Raw genomic sequence first — 18,725 nt, forward strand, 5'->3', positions numbered from 1 at the left:
AGAAGAATGCTAGTTAGTAGACGAAAAGGAAATGCAGCAAATCATATTGTCAGGATCAATGGAAAACGAATCGATCTCAAAGCATTAGAGAAAGTCTTCATGCTTCACTTTCCACTAAAGGAATGTGCGCTCATCCCGAAGAAAAATCAAGAAGGAGGTCTATCGCTTGTGCTGTTTGCACAGGCGAAGGACCCTTCGTTGACAAGAGAGGATTTGATGAAAGGACCGCTTCATCCTGATGAAGTACCAGCCGCACTCGTCCTCGTCCCTTCCTTGCCGCGAAAAGAAAATGGGGCGGTCGATACCGAGGCGCTGCTTGCCATTGATGTACTAGATGAAGAAGAACGAAGAAAGATAGAAGAGCGCACGAAAGCCATAGATGGAGTAGAGGAAGCAGCCGTTTTGATAGAGAGTCAGACAGAAAAACAAACACCCTATCATTTAGATGACCTCTTCCCAGATAGACAGCGTACAAATGGAAACGAATCGTTTTCAAAAGATGAAGTCAGCCAAACCATACAATCCTCCGCACAAGAAAAACCACCAGCTCTTGTTTATGGAGGTGATGTGATTAGAAAACCTGGTACACCAGTCACATTGACAGAGGTACTGATCCGAGCCGCCTTTATGTCACCAAATCGCGGAGTCACGTATCTCAAAGAAGGCGGTCATGAGGTGATCCAGACTTACCCGGAATTGCTCACAGGAGCGGAACGTGTCCTATCTGGATTAAGGGCAGCCGGACTTTCAAACGGCGATCAAGTGCTGCTTCAATTGAAAGATCATCAAGATTTTATCACGGTATTCTGGGGCTGTATTCTCGGTGGAATCATTCCAACCCCAGTCTCTGTACCGCCTGTGTATGATGAAATGAATCAAGGCGTGAACAAGCTCAAGGGCGTGTTTCAGCTGCAAAATGAGCCATTCATTATTACAAACGAAGCGAGTGCTGAGGACATTGCAGGGCTGCGTGAAACATTTGAATCAAAAGCGATTCCGATTTTAACAATCGAAACATTACTTGCCTGTGATCCAGATGAACAGCATTATGAGCCAGAGCCGGATGAGCCTGTGCTTCAGCTGCTGTCCTCAGGAAGTACGGGTGTGCCAAAGTGTATCCGGCACAACCATCAAAGCATTTTATCTAGAATCATTTCCTTTGAGCAGGCAAATGGTTTCACGCATGAGGATGTATCAATGAACTGGATGCCGCTTGATCATGTAGGGGGCATTGTCATGTTTCATGTACATGATGTGTACCTCGGCTGCCAGCAAATTAGTCCATCCATTGATCAATTTATCGAACGGCCGATGGTGTGGCTGGATTGGGTAGAAAGATACGGTGTCACAAGGACGTGGGCGCCAAACTTTGCCTTTGCGATGATGAATGAATATGAAGACGACATTCGCAAAGGGAGCTGGGATCTCTCCACCTTGACCTATATCATGAACGCCGCCGAAGCAGTTGTTCCTAAAGTGACGCAGCGTTTCATGCACATCATGGGTGAGCACGGATTAAGCCGCCATGCGATGGTGCCGGCTTATGGCATGTCAGAAACATCATCAGCCATTGTCCAGTCAAAAGAATTCATGCGTCATGATGATCAGGGTGGACAGCTGACCATTGATCAGACCTCATTAACAAGTGAGATTCAATATGTGACGCACGATCATCCGCACAAGATGACTTTTACAGAAGTCGGTGCACCCATCCCTTCTGTATGGATTCGGATTGTAGATGAGCATCACCAAGTGTTGCCAGAAGATCAAGTCGGCCGCTTGCAGGTGAAGAGTCCAACGATTATGATGGGCTACTATCAAAATGAGGAAGCCAATGAAGAAGTATTTGCAGAAAACGGCTGGTTTCATACAGGAGATTTAGGATTTATTCATGAAGGGCGCCTAGTCCTCACAGGGCGGGAAAAGGATATCATCGTCATCAACGGAGCGAACTATTTGAATTACGAAATTGAAGCCGTTGTGGAAGAAGTTGAGGGGGTTGAAGTCACCTTTGCCGCTGCGTACGGCATTTACAATCCCGAATCAAGTAATGACACACTCGCCGTCTTTTTTGTCACCCAGAAGGATTCGATAGAGGATCAAATCACAATGATTCAGCAGATTAGAGAGAGCATCATTCGCAAAATGGGAATCGAACCTGACCATATCATTCCGGTGAAAAAAGACCAATTTCCGAAAACAGAAAGCGGAAAAATCCAACGTGCCCAACTAGGTGCGGCACTGAAAGATGGGGTATTTCATGACATTGAACGTGCACTTGATCTTGCTTCAGAAAATGAACAAACCCTCCCAGATTGGTTCTTTAAACGTATTTGGGTAAAAGAGAATATCGGTCCATCTCAGCCAGTATCCACTGATCATGTACTCGTATTTGAGGATGAAAAAGGGCTTTATCAATCGCTTTATACACAATTTGAACAAATGAACCTGCCTTATGTTTCTGTAAAAAAGGGTTATGAATTTTTACGCCTGTCAAAAGGGATGTATCAGATGAACCCTCGAATCAAGGGGGATTACGTCAGACTTGTGGCGGCGCTTGAAGCCGATGAATTAAAAATTGGCCGTATGCTCCACTTGTGGAATGTATCAGACAAGGAGATGATGGCGAGCCCTGCGCAGTTCAAAGAACTGAATGCAAGCACTAGCCAATCCATTTTGTATTTGTATCAAGCATTGAGACAAGAAAATAAAGAGCCGATGCGTCTCGTTGTTGTCACAAAAGGTGGTCAATTTGTAAAACCGCAAGATGAGCTTCATGTGGAGAAAACGTCTCTTGCCGGATTATTAAAAACCATCCCGCAAGAATGGGAAGGGGCAGAAGTGTCTCACCTTGATATTGAAGCGGAGAATGTGGAACAGGATGCCAAGCATATTGCGGACGAACTAGGTGCGATTCATTTGAAAGCAGAAGTGTCTTACCGGCATGGCCAGCGCCTCGTACCAAAGCTGGAAAAAGTGAATATGATGACGGCACCTCAGACAGAAGGGTTTTTAGAATATGAAGGCTTGTACTTGCTGACTGGCGGGCTTGGCGGTATTGGATTTGAACTGTCTAAGCAAATGCTCCAATTTGGCTTGAAGCTCGTGTTAATTGGACGGACATCCCTTGAAGAAGACAGAGAAAAAGAGGCGTCATTCTCACAACTGAAAGATCTGGGAGACGCCCTTTATGTACAAGCCGATGTGACGAATTTATGTGACGTCGAGCGGGCGATTTATGAAGCAGAAAAGCATTTCGGACAGTCGATCCGAGGAGCGCTTCATTTAGCCGGTGCTGGCAATGTATCTGAGCACTTTCAGCATGTGGATACGTACACATTGGCTCATACAACAGAAGAAGATTTCGTCAAAGAACTTTCAGGGAAGGCAGATGGCGCTTGGGTGCTGCAAGAAGCCTTCAAGCATGACCCGTCAGTTCCACTCGTCTTTTTTGGATCAGTGAATGGCTATTTTGGCGGCACAACATTTGGTGCATATTCTGCTGCAAACAGCTTTTTAGATGGACTCGCACATGCCCTTACCTATCATGAGGGAAGAAGAGCGATTTCCTTGAATTTCAGCATGTGGGATAATCTTGGTTTGTCTCAGGGACATACTGGGGCCGCGCTAACCGTTCGCAAGGGCTTTCAATTGATTGGAAAAAAACAAGGACTCCATTCATTATGTCTAGGTGTTCGGCTGAATGAAGCGCATCTATTTATCGGCCTAGATGGGGCGAATCAAGAAATCGCTGAACATCTTCAACCAGCACCAATACCATTTTTTGAAAAGAAACTGTACTATACGGTGCAATCAGGCAAAGAAGTGGATGCTGACAAGATCACAGGCATCATAGAGGGGAAATGGGACATCAGGCAAGTGGAAGATATACCGAAAAAACAAGATGGCTCTATTGATCATGAAGCCCTCAAACAGTTCCATCACAAACACGCACAGCCGTTTGAAAAGCAATTGCCAGAAACGAAGACAGAGCAGGTGCTTGCGGCCATATGGGAGGATATTTTAGAAGTCGATCGTGTGTACAAAGAGGATCAATTCTTTGACCTTGGTGGACATTCATTAAAGGCCACTCAAACGATTTCACGTATTAATCATGAGTTTTCACTAAAGGCGCCGCTAAAAATATTATTTGAAAGCAAGAATCTGGCACACTTGGCACAAATGGTCGATGACATCAATGGAGCACCAGCCATTCAGGAAGCCAGCATTCCAAAGCTGGAAAAACGAACAAGCTATGAGCTGTCACACGCTCAGCAGCGAATTTGGTTCTTATCTACATTAGAAAAGAGCCATCATTACAATATATTAGGTGCTTGGAAGCTGATGGGCCAATTACACATCCAAACGTTAACAAAGGCGATCGGTCTCTTAACAAAACGTCATGAAGCACTGCGCGCAACATTTCAAACCATTGGCGGCAAGCCGGTTCAAGTCATCCGTGAAGACCTTCCGCCATCAGTAACCGTTGCGAACTTCTCATTATTTAATGAAAAAACAAGAGCGAGAAGACTGGAACAGCTGATTCAGCAAGAGGCGAACCGCATCTATGACTTAGAACGGGGACCGCTTGCGCAGTGGACAATTGTTGATATGGGGAAAGAGGAATATTACTTGCTTTGTGCGCAGCATCATATCATTTCCGATGCATGGTCGCTCAGCCTGCTTATTCAAGAATTACAAGTCGTGTATGGTGCGCTATTATTAGAGAAAACGCCTGAGCTACCTGCACTTGAGGTTGAATGGACCGATTATGTTCATTGGGAGAATGAGCAATTAAAGAACCACCAGAAGGCTCAGAGCTATTGGCTTGAAACGTTACAAGGAGAGTTGCCGGTATTAGAGCTCCCGTTTGACCGTCCTCGTCCGCCGGTTCAAACATTTAATGGGGCTACAGAGCAAATCGTGATAGATGAACCGCTTGTTCGTCGTTTACATGCCTTGTCGAGGCAGCAGGGGACAACACTATTTATGACGATGTTGTCAGCCTATTATGTCCTGCTTCACAAGTTGTCTGGACAAACAGATGTCATTGTTGGATCGCCGATCGCTGGCCGTGATGTCGAACAATCAGAGAAGCTCGTTGGCATGTTTGTCAATACGTTGGCGCTGAGACAGGACGTTTCAAAAGCCGATACCTTTGCCGATTTACTGGCAAAGGTGAAAGAAATGACGTTAAAAGCCTTTGAGCATCAGCATTATCCATTCGACAAGCTTGTGGATGACCTTTCAATTGATAGAGACCTAAGTCGTTCACCAATCTTCCAAGTCGCCATGGGGTATGTCACTGATTCGCTGGATATCAACCTAAAAGGACTGACATCGGAACAAGTGATGGTCCATCATACCGTCTCTAAATTTGATCTCACCTTGCATGTATTTGAGCAGGAGGACAAGCTGTCTATCCATGTGGAATATAATACGGATTTATTTGAGCAAGAAACGATCCACCGTATGATGAATTATTATCTCAATCTGTTAGATGGCATGACGGCTCAGCCTGAACGGACATTCGCTGACTTTTGCGTCATGGACAAAGCAGAACAGAATGCCATGATCATAGGAAAAAATCAAACTGACACGCCTTATCCAAAGCGTACGCTGCAAGAACTATTTGAAGAACAAGTGCAGCGTGATCCGCACCGGATTGCTGTATCTTATATGGAAGAGCATATGACGTATCAAGATTTAGACGAGAAGGCGACAAAACTGGCTGCCTATTTACAGTCAAAGGGCGTTGGACCAGGTTCACTTGTCCCGATGCTGTTTGATCGTTCGTTTGACATGATGGTCTCAGTTCTAGGGATCGTCAAGTCGGGTGCTGCTTATGTACCGATGTCACCTGAGTATCCAGATGCCCGCATCGGTCTGATCGTTCGCGATACACAAAGCGATATCATCTTAACCCAGTCGCATCTGATCAATCGTTTAGACGGTCTGAGCGGCACAAAGATTGAAATGGACAAGCCGTTACCAGAAACAGACGCAGTGTATCAAAGGGAAAAATCGATTGTAGGAGAAGACCAGCTTGCCTATGTGAACTACACTTCAGGCTCAACAGGCACACCAAAAGGCGTGATGCTTCCTCATGCAGGTGTGGTCCGCTTAGTGAAAGAAACAAACTATATTGAGCTTGGTTCAGAAGATAAAATGCTTCAGCTGTCTAACTATGCATTTGATGCCTTTACCTTTGAATTATGGGGAATGTTGCTCAATGGCGGTCAGCTGGTTCTGATCCCGAAATATGCTGCTCTGAATATGGACGAATTAACTCGGTTAATCAAAACGCATCAAGTCACAGCCAACTGTTTGCCAACTGCATTATTCAACCGGCTGATTGAGCATGATCCAAAAAGTGTGGCTGGATACCGTACATTACTCGTTGGCGGAGAAGCCATGTCTAGTGAGCATGCACGAAAGGCATTGCCGCATATGAAGGGTGTGCTGATCAATGCTTACGGTCCAACAGAAAACACAACATTAGCGACCACTTATCAAGTCACACACGTACCGGAGGATGCTAGATCAGTGCCAATCGGTGTGCCAGTCGCCAACTCAACGGTTGTCATACTAGATGATCATCTCAATCCAGTACCAACAGGCGTAAAAGGAGAAATCTATATCGGCGGAACAGGGCTGGCGAAAGGGTATCTGCATGACCCAGAGCGTACGGAGGAGCGGTTTATTGACAATCCATTCCCGGCATTAAAAGGGGACAAACTGTATCGTTCCGGTGACCTAGGGAAATGGCGATCTGATGGCAGTATTGAATACCTTGGCCGAAAAGACAACTTGGTCAAAATTAGAGGCTACCGAATTGAATGTGGAGAAATTGAGACAGCCCTGCTCAAACATCCACAAGTAAAAGAATGTACCGTCATTGCTAAAACGTACGGCAGCTCAAAACGGCTGGCAGCCTACCTTGTCACAGATGGAGGAGAGCCTGTTCCCGGATGGAAAGCATTTTTACAGGAAAGCCTGCCAGGCTATATGATTCCAAGTTACTTTATCGTACTTGACGCAATTCCCGTCACAACGAATGGGAAGGTCGATCAAAAAGCATTGCCGGAGCCGACAGACGCAGTCTCATCCTCACATGAAGACGATCAACCGGTAACAGAAACACAGCAGCTGATTGTGACAGCTTTCAGTGAAGTGCTTGGTGTCAAACGAGTAGGAATTCATGATTCATTCTTTGATTTAGGTGGAGATTCCATTATGAGTATTCAAGCCGTTGCCAAATTAAAAGAAAAAAGTGTCCGTGTTGATCCGAAATGGATTTTCATGCACCCAGCGCCAGCGCAGTTAGCGGCATATTTGGACACAATGCCAGAAACAGGCGAGCCTGTCGAAAGAGCCCCGAAAGACTATGTGATCGAGTTGAAAAAAGGGGATCCGGCTGAACCGAGAATTTTCTTTGCACCGCCTGCTGGTGGAACGGTGATGGGGTATATCGATGTGGCCAAGCTCATGACACATGAAGGAGCTGTTTACGCCTTGCAGTCTCCAGGCTTGTATGAGGATGAAGAACCACAATTCCTTCATTATACAGAGCTTGTCACCATTTTTATTGAAGCCATTGAGACATTCTATCGACCAGGCATTGATTATTTGGCCGGGCATTCCATGGGCGGACATCTTGCTTACGGAATGAATCAGAGACTCTGTCATGCAGGAAAAGCGCCAAAAGGATTGATCATTTTAGATACGGTTCCGGTATTAAGAGATGAGGCAGATCAAGCGCTTCATGCCGATATGAACGAAGAAGAAGTGAAAATGCTGGCCCTCGTTCTGGGTATGGGGAACCTCGTCGGCATCAAACCAGAAGCATTACAAGGGCTCAGCTTCCAAGAAGTGAAGCAGAAAATTCTCAAAGAAGCAGAAAAGGATGAAGTCGTTCATCAATTTATGAATGATCACTATTTAGATAGATACTTGCAAATGCAGACACATAATACCATCATGTCACAAGCCATTGAATTAGAAAAAGACCCATTCTCTGTGCCGTTTTATATTATACAAAGCAGCGATCACGCCACAGATTTCCAGAAGAAATTTGCCGATTGGGAAGCTTACACGAGAGAAACGTGCTCGTATTTTCAGATAAAAGGCGACCATGTGACCATGATGAAAAGACCGCAGGCAGATCAACTTGCGCAAATTCTTGAAACGATCGTAAAGGGGTAAGGACGTATGAACCAATTATTTAAAACCTTTGAAAAAAAATCAGATCTGATTCAGCTTATTTGTTTTCCTTTTGCAGGCGGATATTCCGCCTCTTACCGTCCGCTCTTTGAAAAGCTGAAGGACACGGCCGAAGTGACAGCAGCAGAGCCTCCGGGTCATGGAACGAACCTCATGCCGCTTGAGTCAAGCATTGACCGGTTGGCTGAATTGTATAAAGAAGGGCTGACAGGTAAATTAAACCGTCCATTTATTTTGTTCGGACATTCCATGGGTGGACTTGTGGTGTACAGACTGACTCAGCTGCTAGAAAAGGAAGGCATCGATCCGGCAGCAGTTGTCATTTCTGCCATTCAGCCGCCGCAAACAAAAAGACAAATATTGACCCATTTATCGAATGAAGCATTTGTTCAGCATATTGCTGAAATGGGCGGGATTCCAAAAGAATTGTTAGAGAACAAGCCAATGATGGATTACTTTACACCATCCTTACGTGCCGACTATCAAGCATTAGAATCCTTCCAGCATACAGACAAAACAATCATTGAATCACCCGTTTATTTATTGAACGGAAAGCAAGATAAAAAATGTATGGAAGACGCAGCCGGCTGGCTAACATGGGCAAACTCCATCGAACGCACTGATTTCGAAGGAGGCCACATGTATATCAACACACACCTCGAGCAGTTCGCAGAACATATGAGGCATGTCATTGAGCAGACAACAAAAAGGCAATTCATCAGCCAATAAAAGAAAACAACGGCCCCGTCAAACGAGGGCCGTTGTTTTCTATAGCTGAATATCATTTTAAACGCAGAGAAACTGCTATTTAGGATAACGTTTCAAAGAATCTTTTTTCAAGCTGCACTTCATCAAATATTTCTTCGGAAGGTTTTTTTTCTGAATGAACGATTTGTCCTTCATTTATAAAAAGGATCTCGTCACATAAGTTAGCGGCAAATTGCAGGATGTGCGTAGAAAGAATGATCGTTTTATTTTGAGCCTTAAATTCTCTTAGATGTCTTTTCATAAGTGTCATATTTGCTGGGTCTAGACCGGTAAATGGTTCATCTAATAAGATAATAGCTGGATTGTGTAAGGTGGTTAATATAAAAGAAATTCTCTGCCTCATCCCTCGGGATAGAGAAGAAGAGCGAATATGGGCTTGTTTTTCAAGCCCATATTTTTCTAATAAATGTTGAATCTGTTTTTTATTTAACGGTTGTTCAACTAACATGGATTGATATTTAATCAATTCGAAGCATGTTAAGTTTTCAAAAAGTGTTGGATCATCTTCCATGTAACCGACAGTTGAAAAACCATTTGCTATATTTTTTTGTATGATCAATTCACCTTTATCTGGTGTGATCAACCCCGCGATTATTTCAAGAATGGTTGTTTTTCCAGCGCCATTTTTGCCTAATAATCCAACAATTGAGCCTTTATGAAAATGTAATTCATGAATTGATATTTTGAAGTTGGACTCTGTATATTCCTTGATTAGATCATGAATTGAAAGCATACAATCCCTCACTCGAATAATGTTTTAACTGATTGACAGTTTTTGTTAATCGTTTTATCCCAAAATAAAAACATGATGACGATGATGATCACTGTACAAACAATCATGATCGTATTTGCCGCAATAAAAGAGGCTAGGTTATATGAGGACATAACGGATAAGCCTAAAATGAAACTGAAGCAAAGGTTTAATGTTAATTTGCTTAGTGTGCTAGGAACTTGATACACATATTCCCATTTAAAATAAGGAAATAGAACAGTAGAACCAACTGTGCATACGCCTATTAAAACGCTACTAACTAACAAAGTAAATATTACATAAAAGGGGTGATCTACATTTATTGTAAAAGTAGAAAAGATAGTATATACAATACAAAAAAACATATGTAATAAAACGGATAATATCAACTTAGAGTTTATTTTGTTCTTTATAAAGTGAGGTAACCTATGTTTTAAAGGAATAATGGGACCATCAACATCAAAAGAGACATAAGATTGAAGGGCGTTAGAAATAAAAATCATAGGGAATATCACACTAAAGATAAACAAAAAATCATTTTCTATATTCAGTGTTTCGATTTGGTTTGTATGAACACCATACAGAATGAGAGTAAATAGACCACCAGATATTGTTAATATAAATAGTAAAACCGACCATTGTATTGGAGGGTTTCTCAAAAGAAGGGTGATTTCAAAAAATAAAATATGATCGAAAGATCTTGATGTTGTGTTTTGATGATGTCTATCCTTCTCCTCTGAATGGAAGATAGGCGTATATCTAAGGTTCTTTTTCCAATTGATTAACAAAATAAGACTAGTAAGAAAGATCAAAGCAGCAAGCGTAAGCACCAATTGGTTAGAAAAAGGAATAGAAAATAATTCGAATTTAAAAACAAAAAACATCCAAGCAGCAATGACCCCAGTGGTGATGTATTGAATCATGGGTGTGATTGATAAGACTCTAGGTCTAGTAAGAAGTAATAATAAGTTCAATCTAAGTAAATATCCGAATAATAACGAGCTAATGCCTAAGGCTCCAAGAATAAAAGAATGATACAAAACATGTGTGTTTAAAGTCATGCAGAAAGAACCTAAAAAAAAGCATATAAAACCAATCATGACACTGAAAAATTTACTCATATCTTTCCCGAAAATATATTGGTCCATATTCAATTTCAGGATGGCCATCTGTTTTTTATCTGAAGAAAATAAGATTCGCATTAGACTTTTATCAAGGTGAATCGTTGTTAAAAAAATGAAAAATGAGATGTAGATGATTGATACGTTTTTGATAAAAAACGCAAGCAGTCCACCTAGGAAGAGTGGTGCTAGTATGTAGTTCATCGCAAATAACACATATAAATAAGGTCTGTTACGTTGATAGCCTCTTAACTCGTTGAGGATCAATATCTTTGTAAATACTATAAATATATGCACTCATAACACGTCCATTTTAGTTTGTATAATAAGGAAAGGTTCTCTCTCCTTATTATACAAAAAAATACAAGACAATAAATGGTTTTGTTGTTAGTTTTGTCTAGTTCTTCTGTGATGAATTCCCCTTCCTCACCACATTTCCGCCAATCACTCCGCCAATGACGAGCACAGCCCCGATGAGGTGAACCATATCAATCGTTTCATGTAAAATAAGCACGCCAGCGGCAATGGTAATGAAAGCAGAAAGATTGTTAAAGATACTCACCTTTGCTGCTTCAAGGTGGGAAAGAGCATAGTTTGATAAATATGCTGTGAGCAGTGATGAGAGAATGCCTAAAAAGAGCATAGACCATACAAAGGATGGCTGCGTAAACGGATTGAAAAACTGCGGTAGTGTAGCATTTACCGAGTGCCGAATGAGAGCAGCAGCATTAAAGAAGACAAATCCAAAGAATGTCATCACGAAAGTCAGTTCAATGACATGGAATCGCCGTGTCATCACCCTGGCAAATACGCTATAGGCACTGGATGATAAGGCTGAAAGTAAGATCAGCACATAACCAATGAGATGAGAATGTTTCACATCAATTCCCTTCACCACAAAGAGGAGCATCACCCCGGACACAGAAAGAATGGTAAACAGCACCTGAATCGAGGTAGGACGTTCCTTTAAACACCATGCTGCAAGCACCATTGTCAAAATAGGGATGGTCGCCTGAATAATGCCGGCCTCTGATGAAGAGGCGAACATCAGCCCCCACACTTGAAATGCAAAAAACAACACAGGATAAAGCAAGGAAAATGGCACAATGTAAATAAGATCACGCCATTGAATGGAAAAACGGTACTTTTTTCGTAAAAATGGAAATAGCAAAAGAGCAGCTGCGAAAGAAACGGTAAATCGGTGTGCCAATACATCAATTGGATTCGCTGATGCTAAGGCTACTTTGACAAACAAGAATGAAAAACCAATAATACAGGCGTATGCGATCGAGGCAGCATACGCTTTTTGTTTTGACATATCCATCAGAATTCTCCTTACAAGAGCATGCATGCTTCAGTTGAATTGACCGGTTCTGTCTTTTTATCGTAAACGGATCAAGTAAAGTGTACAATAAGAGTTATTGATATCTGTACCGGTACAAGGAGGGTAGTACTGTGAGGAAATATGATCAGCTTGTGTTGAATATAAAAAACAAAATCGAGAGCGGTGAATACAATGCTGGAATGAAAATCTCATCCATTCGTCACTTAGCGGCTCAATATGCTGTGAGCAAAAGCACTGTCATAAAAGCACTAGACACGTTAGAGCGTGAACACTTGCTGTACTCTGTAGAAAGAAGTGGCTATTTTGTCGTAAAAACCAATCAGTCAGCCGTTCAGAAGGGCAGCACATGGATTGATTTTGCTTCCTCTGCGCCTGATCCCATTGTGTTTCCGTATGTCGATTTTCAGCACTGCATCAATCAAGCGATTGATCTGTATCAAAATGATTTATTTATCTATGGCACCACCAATGGATTACCATCTTTACTGCCAATCATTTCAAAGCGTTTAACGGATTATCAAGTGTTTGCCTCTCCAGAACAGATCGTTATGACCTCTGGTATTCAGCTGGCTTTATCGATTTTAAGCACCATCCCGTTTCCGAATGGAAAACAGACCATATTGGTCGAACAGCCAGGCTATCACCTATTCCTCCAATACTTAGAGAAAAACCAGCTGCCTGTCCGGGGGATTCAGCGTACGGAAAAAGGACTCGATCTTCAGGAATTGGAGCGTATCTTCCGAGAGGAGGATATTCGCTTTTTCTATACGATGCCAAGGTTTCAAAACCCGCTTGGAACGAGTCTGTCGAAACAAGAAAAAATAGCGATTGCAGCCCTTGCCGAAGCATATGATGTCTACATCGTTGAAGATGATTATTTGGCTGATTTAGAATTCGATACAAAAAGAGACCCGATCTATTCATATGATCAGGCGGGGAAGGCCATTTATTTAAAAAGCTTCTCAAAAATCATTTTTCCAGGGCTTAGAACAGGTGCTGTCGTCTTACCAAACGAGCTGATTGGCCCCTTCAGTGAACATAAACGGCTGATTGATATCGACAGCTCGATGCTGTCGCAGGCTGCTTTAGAAATATATTTGAAAAGCGGGATGTTTGAGCGTCATAGAGAAAGGATGCAGGCGACCTATAGAGCTCGATCCAAACAACTTGTGGCCTGTTTGAAAAATGATCAAGGCGCTTATGAGCTGGGAGAAGAGGAGCCAGCTACCCATACCCACGTTCGTGTCGACCGGTCCATTCCGATGAATCAGCTTATTCAGCAGCTAAAAAAGGCTTCTGTGATGGTTCAGCCGATTGACCGCCATTTCATTTCTACTTATCAAAAGGAGCCTATACTTCAGCTGAACATTTGGCATGTAAAAGAAGAGGAAATCGCACGAGGCGTCGATTTGCTAAAGTCATCACTTCAACAAATCACACGTTATTAAGGCGAGACAGCATGTTCTCACAAGTGAGTATCTCGACGTGCTCAGCCGCAGCGGGTTTTCTTGTACAAACTGCCATTTGGTAGGCAGGATCAAGTGAATATGTTTGGACAACGCAAGGGGCTTCGTGATCAGGTAATCTCAAAGTAGCCTGTCCATCCTCTGACAAGCGAGCGGTAAAGGATGAAAGACCATAGGATATTCCCTTCCCTGTCAGCTTGATAAAAGCCTCCTTCATGGACCATAAATGAAAGAAATAGGCTTCCTGCCGTTCTGCCGGCTGTGAGAGTAAATCTTGATATTCGTCAGCTGAAAAAAATCGCTCGGCAATGGCTAAATCAATCGGTTTAATCTCTTCAATATCAATACCAACAGGCGCATCATCTACTGCGCCCACGACCCAATCACCAGAGTGAGAAAGATTAAAATGAAAAGAAGGAATTTGCCGGACAACAGGCTTTCCGTTCCCTTCTGTTTCAAAAATGATCTGTTCCATTGGCAGTGCGTACATCTCATGAATGATGTGACGAATCAGTACCTCACCTAACAGCGTTCTTCTTGCATCGATCAAAAAACGAAAGCGCTCAGCGGCGGCGCGTTTTTCAAATGACACAAAAGGCTTCAGCTGTTCTATTTGTTTTCGTGCATTTTTATCATCTAAAGGTTGTAATTGAATAGCGAAAATCTTCATAACGGACCTCAATTTTTTACATTTATTGTACCATTGGATGAACACCTTGCGAAGCATCCTTTTCAATAGAAGGGTAAAGTTGGTCTGCACAAGAAAAGCCATTCTTTTCATAGAATGGCTTGTTCTTATCGGGTAAGGGTTTGAACAGGTTTCTCCGCTGTTTTTGTAATGAGCAGCTGCAGAAGCCGAGTTGATTGCGGCAAGGAAAAGCGAAGGACGAGTCCTGTAAAGATGGCGGTCAGAATCGTTCCAATGCCAATCGGTCCGCCGAGCATCCATGCAAATAGAAGCACGGTTAACTCAATACCATTTCGAACCCACTGTACGTTCAGCCCCGTTTTTGCTGAGATGAGCAGCATTAATGAATCCCTTGGCCCAGCGCCAAGATTAGCTGAGACATAAATGCCAACGCCATACCCAGACACAATCACGCCCGTAATAAACACATATAAAGCAGGTAAATACCCATGTGGTGCAGGTAATACTGCATTAAAGAAATCAATAAACACGCCGATCAGCACCATATTGAGCAGGGCGCCGATCTTTGGAAAAGATTTCGTGAAAACAGATGTCAGTGTCACAATGAGTGCACCAATAATGATGGACCATTGTCCAATGGTTAAACCAAAATGCTGAAACAGTCCATAATGAAAAGCGTCCCAAGGACCAATGCCAAGGATTTTTCCTTTCACTGTCAGCGATAGTCCAAAAGCAAGTACAATCAATCCAACAAAATAAAAAAACCAACGTAAAAGATGTTCCCGCTTCAAAAGCTTTCCCTTCTTTCTTAAACACTCGATTTCAATCGTAACATACTCGCACGCCCCTTTAAATGGCTTTGCTCAATTGTAATCGCTTACTCGATAAAAAGAATTTTTTCCATAAAAAGAGCAGAAAACATCAAATGTTGGAGCAAGACTTTTGAATTGTTTTTTTTAACAAAGCGAACCAATAATTAACAATTTTTATGAAAACAAGAAAAAAATTCAATATAAAATGACAAAAAACCAACCTTTATCCAATTAAAGAATATTCAAGATAAAATAGAATAGATTGTATGTAAATTGCGTCGTTAGGCCTGTTTTTATTGATAGATAAAATATTTGATACACGATAAAAAAACTTGTTTTATTGGAAAAAACATAGATGGATCAGATGTCGAAAGCTGTATATGACCAAAGGGCTATTTTTGTCGAAAATAGTCTTTTGGTCATGTTGAGGGTTCTGAAATGTTACTGATATTCTTTACCAAAGTGTGGGAGGTGAACTGGTACATACCATTATGATTTAGAGCAGGGAAAAGGGGATGTTAAAAAAAATGAACATAATAAAAAGAACGAGTCAATTATTTCTTATATTGGTGCTGATTGCTGGGAATTTATTAACAGTTTCGCCACCTGTTACGAAAGCCGCTGGGACGGTGGTCGTGAACAATACGGATTCCTATATGATTGGAACTAGGCCACTAGTTCTTCAGCAACTCGATGGAAATGATCCAACAAATGTTAAAGCTAGTGTAGAGGTGAAAGGAATCGATATAGGCGCAGTGAATGGTGTTGCTGTTAGCGATCGAGAAAATGTAGTGTATGCAACTGCAAATGGCACTAGCCTTACTCTATATAAAATAAATGCGACATCAGGGCAAGCACAAGTCGTAACGAAACTACCTGAAGGCGCTACTAATGCCGTTGTGCATCAAGATAAATATATTTATTCTTATTTTTCTAATGGTGATTCTTTCCTTGGAACGTACGATTTAGTTACGGGTCAAAAAACGTCCAAAAAAATCGTCGGTTATGACGCTGGCTCTGGCATTGGTGGTGACATTGGCGGAGATCTTGTAGTCGATAAGGATGGCTATCTTTGGTTTGCATCGAATAACAGTGGAGCCGTTGCGCAAATGAATCCTGAAACAGCTGAAGTCATTCGTGTCATTCCGATTACAAATGCGGATGGTAAAACGATTGACGGAGGCGTGCGGGGAATTAGCTTCTTGCCAAATGGGCAGATGCTATTACAGTCAGGATTAAATGAATCCATTGGTCATTCCACTCTTTTTACACTTGATGCGAAAACATTAAGTACAACATATTTAGGCATTGCAGGTGATTCATTATCTTACGACTTAGCTTCACGTGTGAAGCCCGAATTCGATCCATATCCACCTAACCTTGAATCAGAAAAATCGGTTGCTTTACAGAAAAAAGCAGAAGGCAACACAGATGAAAAGAATCCAGAAGTAGGCGACACTTTGCTTTATACAATTAGAGCAAAAAATACGGTGCAATACGGCGTTCTTAAGAATCTGACCATATCAGATAATCTTCCGAGTAGTTTAACCTATGTTTCTGGATCTCTTCAGGTAGACGGTACAAGCGTAACTGATGCCAAAGATCAAGACAAAGGTGATTATACAAACGGCACTGTGACAGGTCAAATAGGTGATGTGAAAGACACTGATTGGCACACCGTGACATTTGAAGCGAAAGTAGCAAAAGGGCAAGCGGGTAAAGATATTCAAAATACAGCGAATGTCAAAGGGGAAAACACACCGCCAGACAATCCAACAACAAACATAGAAATTTATCCTCGTGATCCAAAGCTTGAATCAGAAAAATCAGCGGTCTTACAGAAAAAAGCAGATGGTAATACAGATGAGAAACATCCAGAAGTAGGCGACACGTTGCTGTATACCATTCAAGCCCGTAACGCTGTTGAAGATAGTGTAATAGAAGACCTTGTGATTTCTGATAAGTTACCTCAAGGATTATCTTATGTACCAAATTCTCTACAGGTAGATGGGAATCCAGTCACAGATACAAAAGATGACGACAACGGTGATATGACAGATGGAACTGTCACTGGAACGTTCGGTGAAGTGAAAGATGTGAAATGGCATACCGTGACGTTTGAAGTCACAGTTGAAAAAGGTCAGGCAGGCAAAGACATTCAAAATACAGCCAATGTCACAACCGGCAATACACCGCCAGACAAGCCGACAACGAATATAGAAATCTATCCTCGTGACCCGAAGCTGACTTCTGAAAAATCAGCCGTCTTGCAGAAAAAAGCAGATGGCAATACAGATGAGAAGCATCCAGAGGTCGGTGATACCCTTCTTTATACGATTAAAACAAAGAATACGATAGAAGACAGTCTCGTTGAAAATTTAGTGATCTCAGACGAACTGCCGGAAGGATTAGCGTATGTGCCGAATTCCCTTGAGGTAGACGGACAAGCGGTCACAGATGAGAAAGATCAAGACAATGGTGATGTCACAAACAGAACCGTCTCAGGACAATTCGGTGACATTAAAGATACAGACTGGCATACAGTGACCTTTGAGGTCACGGTTGAAAAAGGACAATCTGGTAAAGATATTCAAAATACAGCCAGTGTCACAGGTGACAACACACCTCCAGATGATCCGACAACAAAAACAGAAATCTATCCTCGTGACCCGAAGCTGACTTCTGAAAAATCAGCCGTCTTGCAGAAAAAAGCAGAAGGTAACAAAGATGAGAAGCATCCAGAAGTGGGAGATACCCTGCTTTATACAATTAAAACAAAGAACACGATAGAAGACAGCCTTGTGGAAAATCTAGTGATCTCAGATCAATTACCAAAAGGGCTGAAGTATGTCGCTGGGTCTCTTGAAATTGATGGAGAATCCGTTACAGATGTGAAAGACGACGATAGCGGTGACTACACAGATGGAAAGGTCACCGGTTATTTTGGTAATGTGAAGGACACAGACTGGCATACCGTGACGTTTGAAGTGACAGTTGAAAAGGGACAGGCTGGTCAAGACATTCAAAACACTGCCGAAGTAACTGGTGAAAACACGCCGCCAGATGATCCAACAACGAAGACAGAAATTTATCCTCGTGATCCAAAACTAGCATCAGAAAAGACAGCGAGCATTCAGAAAAAAGCAGAAGGGAACACAGATGAAAAAACACCACAGGTAGGCGATACCCTTCTTTATACGATCAAAACAAAGAATCTTGAAGAGGACAGCATCGTCGAAAATCTCGTGATTTCAGATAAACTGCCAGAAGGTCTTGAATACGTCGAAGGGTCATTAAAAGTAGATGACCAAGCCGTCACAGACGCAAAAGATGCCGATAACGGAGATTACACAAAAGGCACAGTCACCGGACAATTTGGTGATATCAAAGACACGGACTGGCATACTGTGACGTTCGAGGCAAAAGTAGCCAAAGGACAAGCAGGTAAAACCATTCAAAATACAGCAAGCGTCACAGGCGATAATACGCCACCAGACGAACCGACAACCGAAACAAAAATTGATCCAAGAGATCCAAAGCTTGAATCAGAAAAAACATCTGAGATCTCTCAAAAAGCAGAAGGCAATACA

9 protein-coding genes are annotated in these 18,725 nt (G+C 42.3%); 4 read left to right on the top strand and 5 right to left on the bottom strand.

From position 1 onward, the window contains the following. Window positions 1-6: 6 nt before the first annotated feature. Together ACTJJQ_RS14555 and ACTJJQ_RS14560 are read left to right on the top strand one after the other, a co-directional pair. A complete protein-coding gene (locus tag ACTJJQ_RS14555; RefSeq protein WP_440600320.1) occupies window positions 7-8,205 on the top strand; it encodes an amino acid adenylation domain-containing protein in 8,199 nt (2,732 codons plus the stop codon). A 6-nt stretch (window positions 8,206-8,211) separates the two neighbouring features. Beyond that, complete coding sequence (locus ACTJJQ_RS14560) at window positions 8,212-8,952, top strand: thioesterase II family protein (RefSeq protein ID WP_206114186.1); 741 nt, start codon at window positions 8,212-8,214, stop codon at window positions 8,950-8,952. 79 nt (window positions 8,953-9,031) lie between these two features. Here the strand turns inward: ACTJJQ_RS14560 and ACTJJQ_RS14565 are convergent, their stop codons facing one another. The 3 genes from ACTJJQ_RS14565 to ACTJJQ_RS14575 all read right to left on the bottom strand — a co-directional run bounded on the left by ACTJJQ_RS14565 (window position 9,032) and on the right by ACTJJQ_RS14575 (window position 12,187). Further along, entirely contained in the window at window positions 9,032-9,724 is a 693-nt protein-coding gene (locus tag ACTJJQ_RS14565) for an ABC transporter ATP-binding protein (protein ID WP_173407746.1), read from the bottom strand. Between the two features lie 8 nt (window positions 9,725-9,732). Then, window positions 9,733-11,067, bottom strand: coding sequence for a hypothetical protein (locus tag ACTJJQ_RS14570; protein WP_268357060.1), 1,335 nt, complete (start codon window positions 11,065-11,067; stop codon window positions 9,733-9,735). 193 nt (window positions 11,068-11,260) lie between these two features. Continuing rightward, window positions 11,261-12,187 (bottom strand): DMT family transporter, encoded by a 927-nt coding sequence (locus tag ACTJJQ_RS14575; protein WP_440600321.1) that lies wholly within the window; start codon window positions 12,185-12,187, stop codon window positions 11,261-11,263. Window positions 12,188-12,318: 131 nt separating this feature from the next. Between ACTJJQ_RS14575 and ACTJJQ_RS14580 the strand changes: the two genes are divergently transcribed. Further along, window positions 12,319-13,656: a PLP-dependent aminotransferase family protein gene (locus ACTJJQ_RS14580; protein WP_440600322.1), complete on the top strand. Its 1,338-nt coding sequence runs from the start codon at window positions 12,319-12,321 to the stop codon at window positions 13,654-13,656. Here ACTJJQ_RS14580 and ACTJJQ_RS14585 read toward each other — a convergent pair. Next, complete coding sequence (locus ACTJJQ_RS14585; RefSeq protein ID WP_019743160.1) at window positions 13,643-14,344, bottom strand: 4'-phosphopantetheinyl transferase family protein; 702 nt, start codon at window positions 14,342-14,344, stop codon at window positions 13,643-13,645. The two genes, ACTJJQ_RS14580 and ACTJJQ_RS14585, sit on opposite strands and share 14 nt — an antisense overlap. 125 nt (window positions 14,345-14,469) lie before the next feature. Next, window positions 14,470-15,114: a YczE/YyaS/YitT family protein gene (locus ACTJJQ_RS14590; RefSeq protein WP_007498187.1), complete on the bottom strand. Its 645-nt coding sequence runs from the start codon at window positions 15,112-15,114 to the stop codon at window positions 14,470-14,472. 548 nt (window positions 15,115-15,662) lie between these two features. Between ACTJJQ_RS14590 and ACTJJQ_RS14595 the strand changes: the two genes are divergently transcribed. Then, window positions 15,663-18,725: isopeptide-forming domain-containing fimbrial protein (locus ACTJJQ_RS14595; protein ID WP_440600323.1), on the top strand; the 3,063-nt coding region annotated here is incomplete at its 3' end.

The sequence above is a fragment of the Bacillus sp. 22483 genome (assembly GCF_052044605.1).
Taxonomy (GTDB): Bacteria; Bacillota; Bacilli; order Bacillales; family Bacillaceae; genus Bacillus; species Bacillus altitudinis.

Excerpts from the sequence above, each read along its gene's own strand:
- ACTJJQ_RS14555 (WP_440600320.1), top strand. The coding sequence starts at position 7 with ATGCTAGTTAGTAGACGAAAAGGAAATGCAGCAAATCATATTGTCAGG.
- ACTJJQ_RS14560 (WP_206114186.1), top strand. The coding sequence starts at position 8,212 with ATGAACCAATTATTTAAAACCTTTGAAAAAAAATCAGATCTGATTCAG.
- ACTJJQ_RS14565 (WP_173407746.1), bottom strand. The coding sequence starts at position 9,724 with ATGCTTTCAATTCATGATCTAATCAAGGAATATACAGAGTCCAACTTC.
- ACTJJQ_RS14570 (WP_268357060.1), bottom strand. The coding sequence starts at position 11,067 with ATGAACTACATACTAGCACCACTCTTCCTAGGTGGACTGCTTGCGTTT.
- ACTJJQ_RS14575 (WP_440600321.1), bottom strand. The coding sequence starts at position 12,187 with ATGGATATGTCAAAACAAAAAGCGTATGCTGCCTCGATCGCATACGCC.
- ACTJJQ_RS14585 (WP_019743160.1), bottom strand. The coding sequence starts at position 14,344 with ATGAAGATTTTCGCTATTCAATTACAACCTTTAGATGATAAAAATGCA.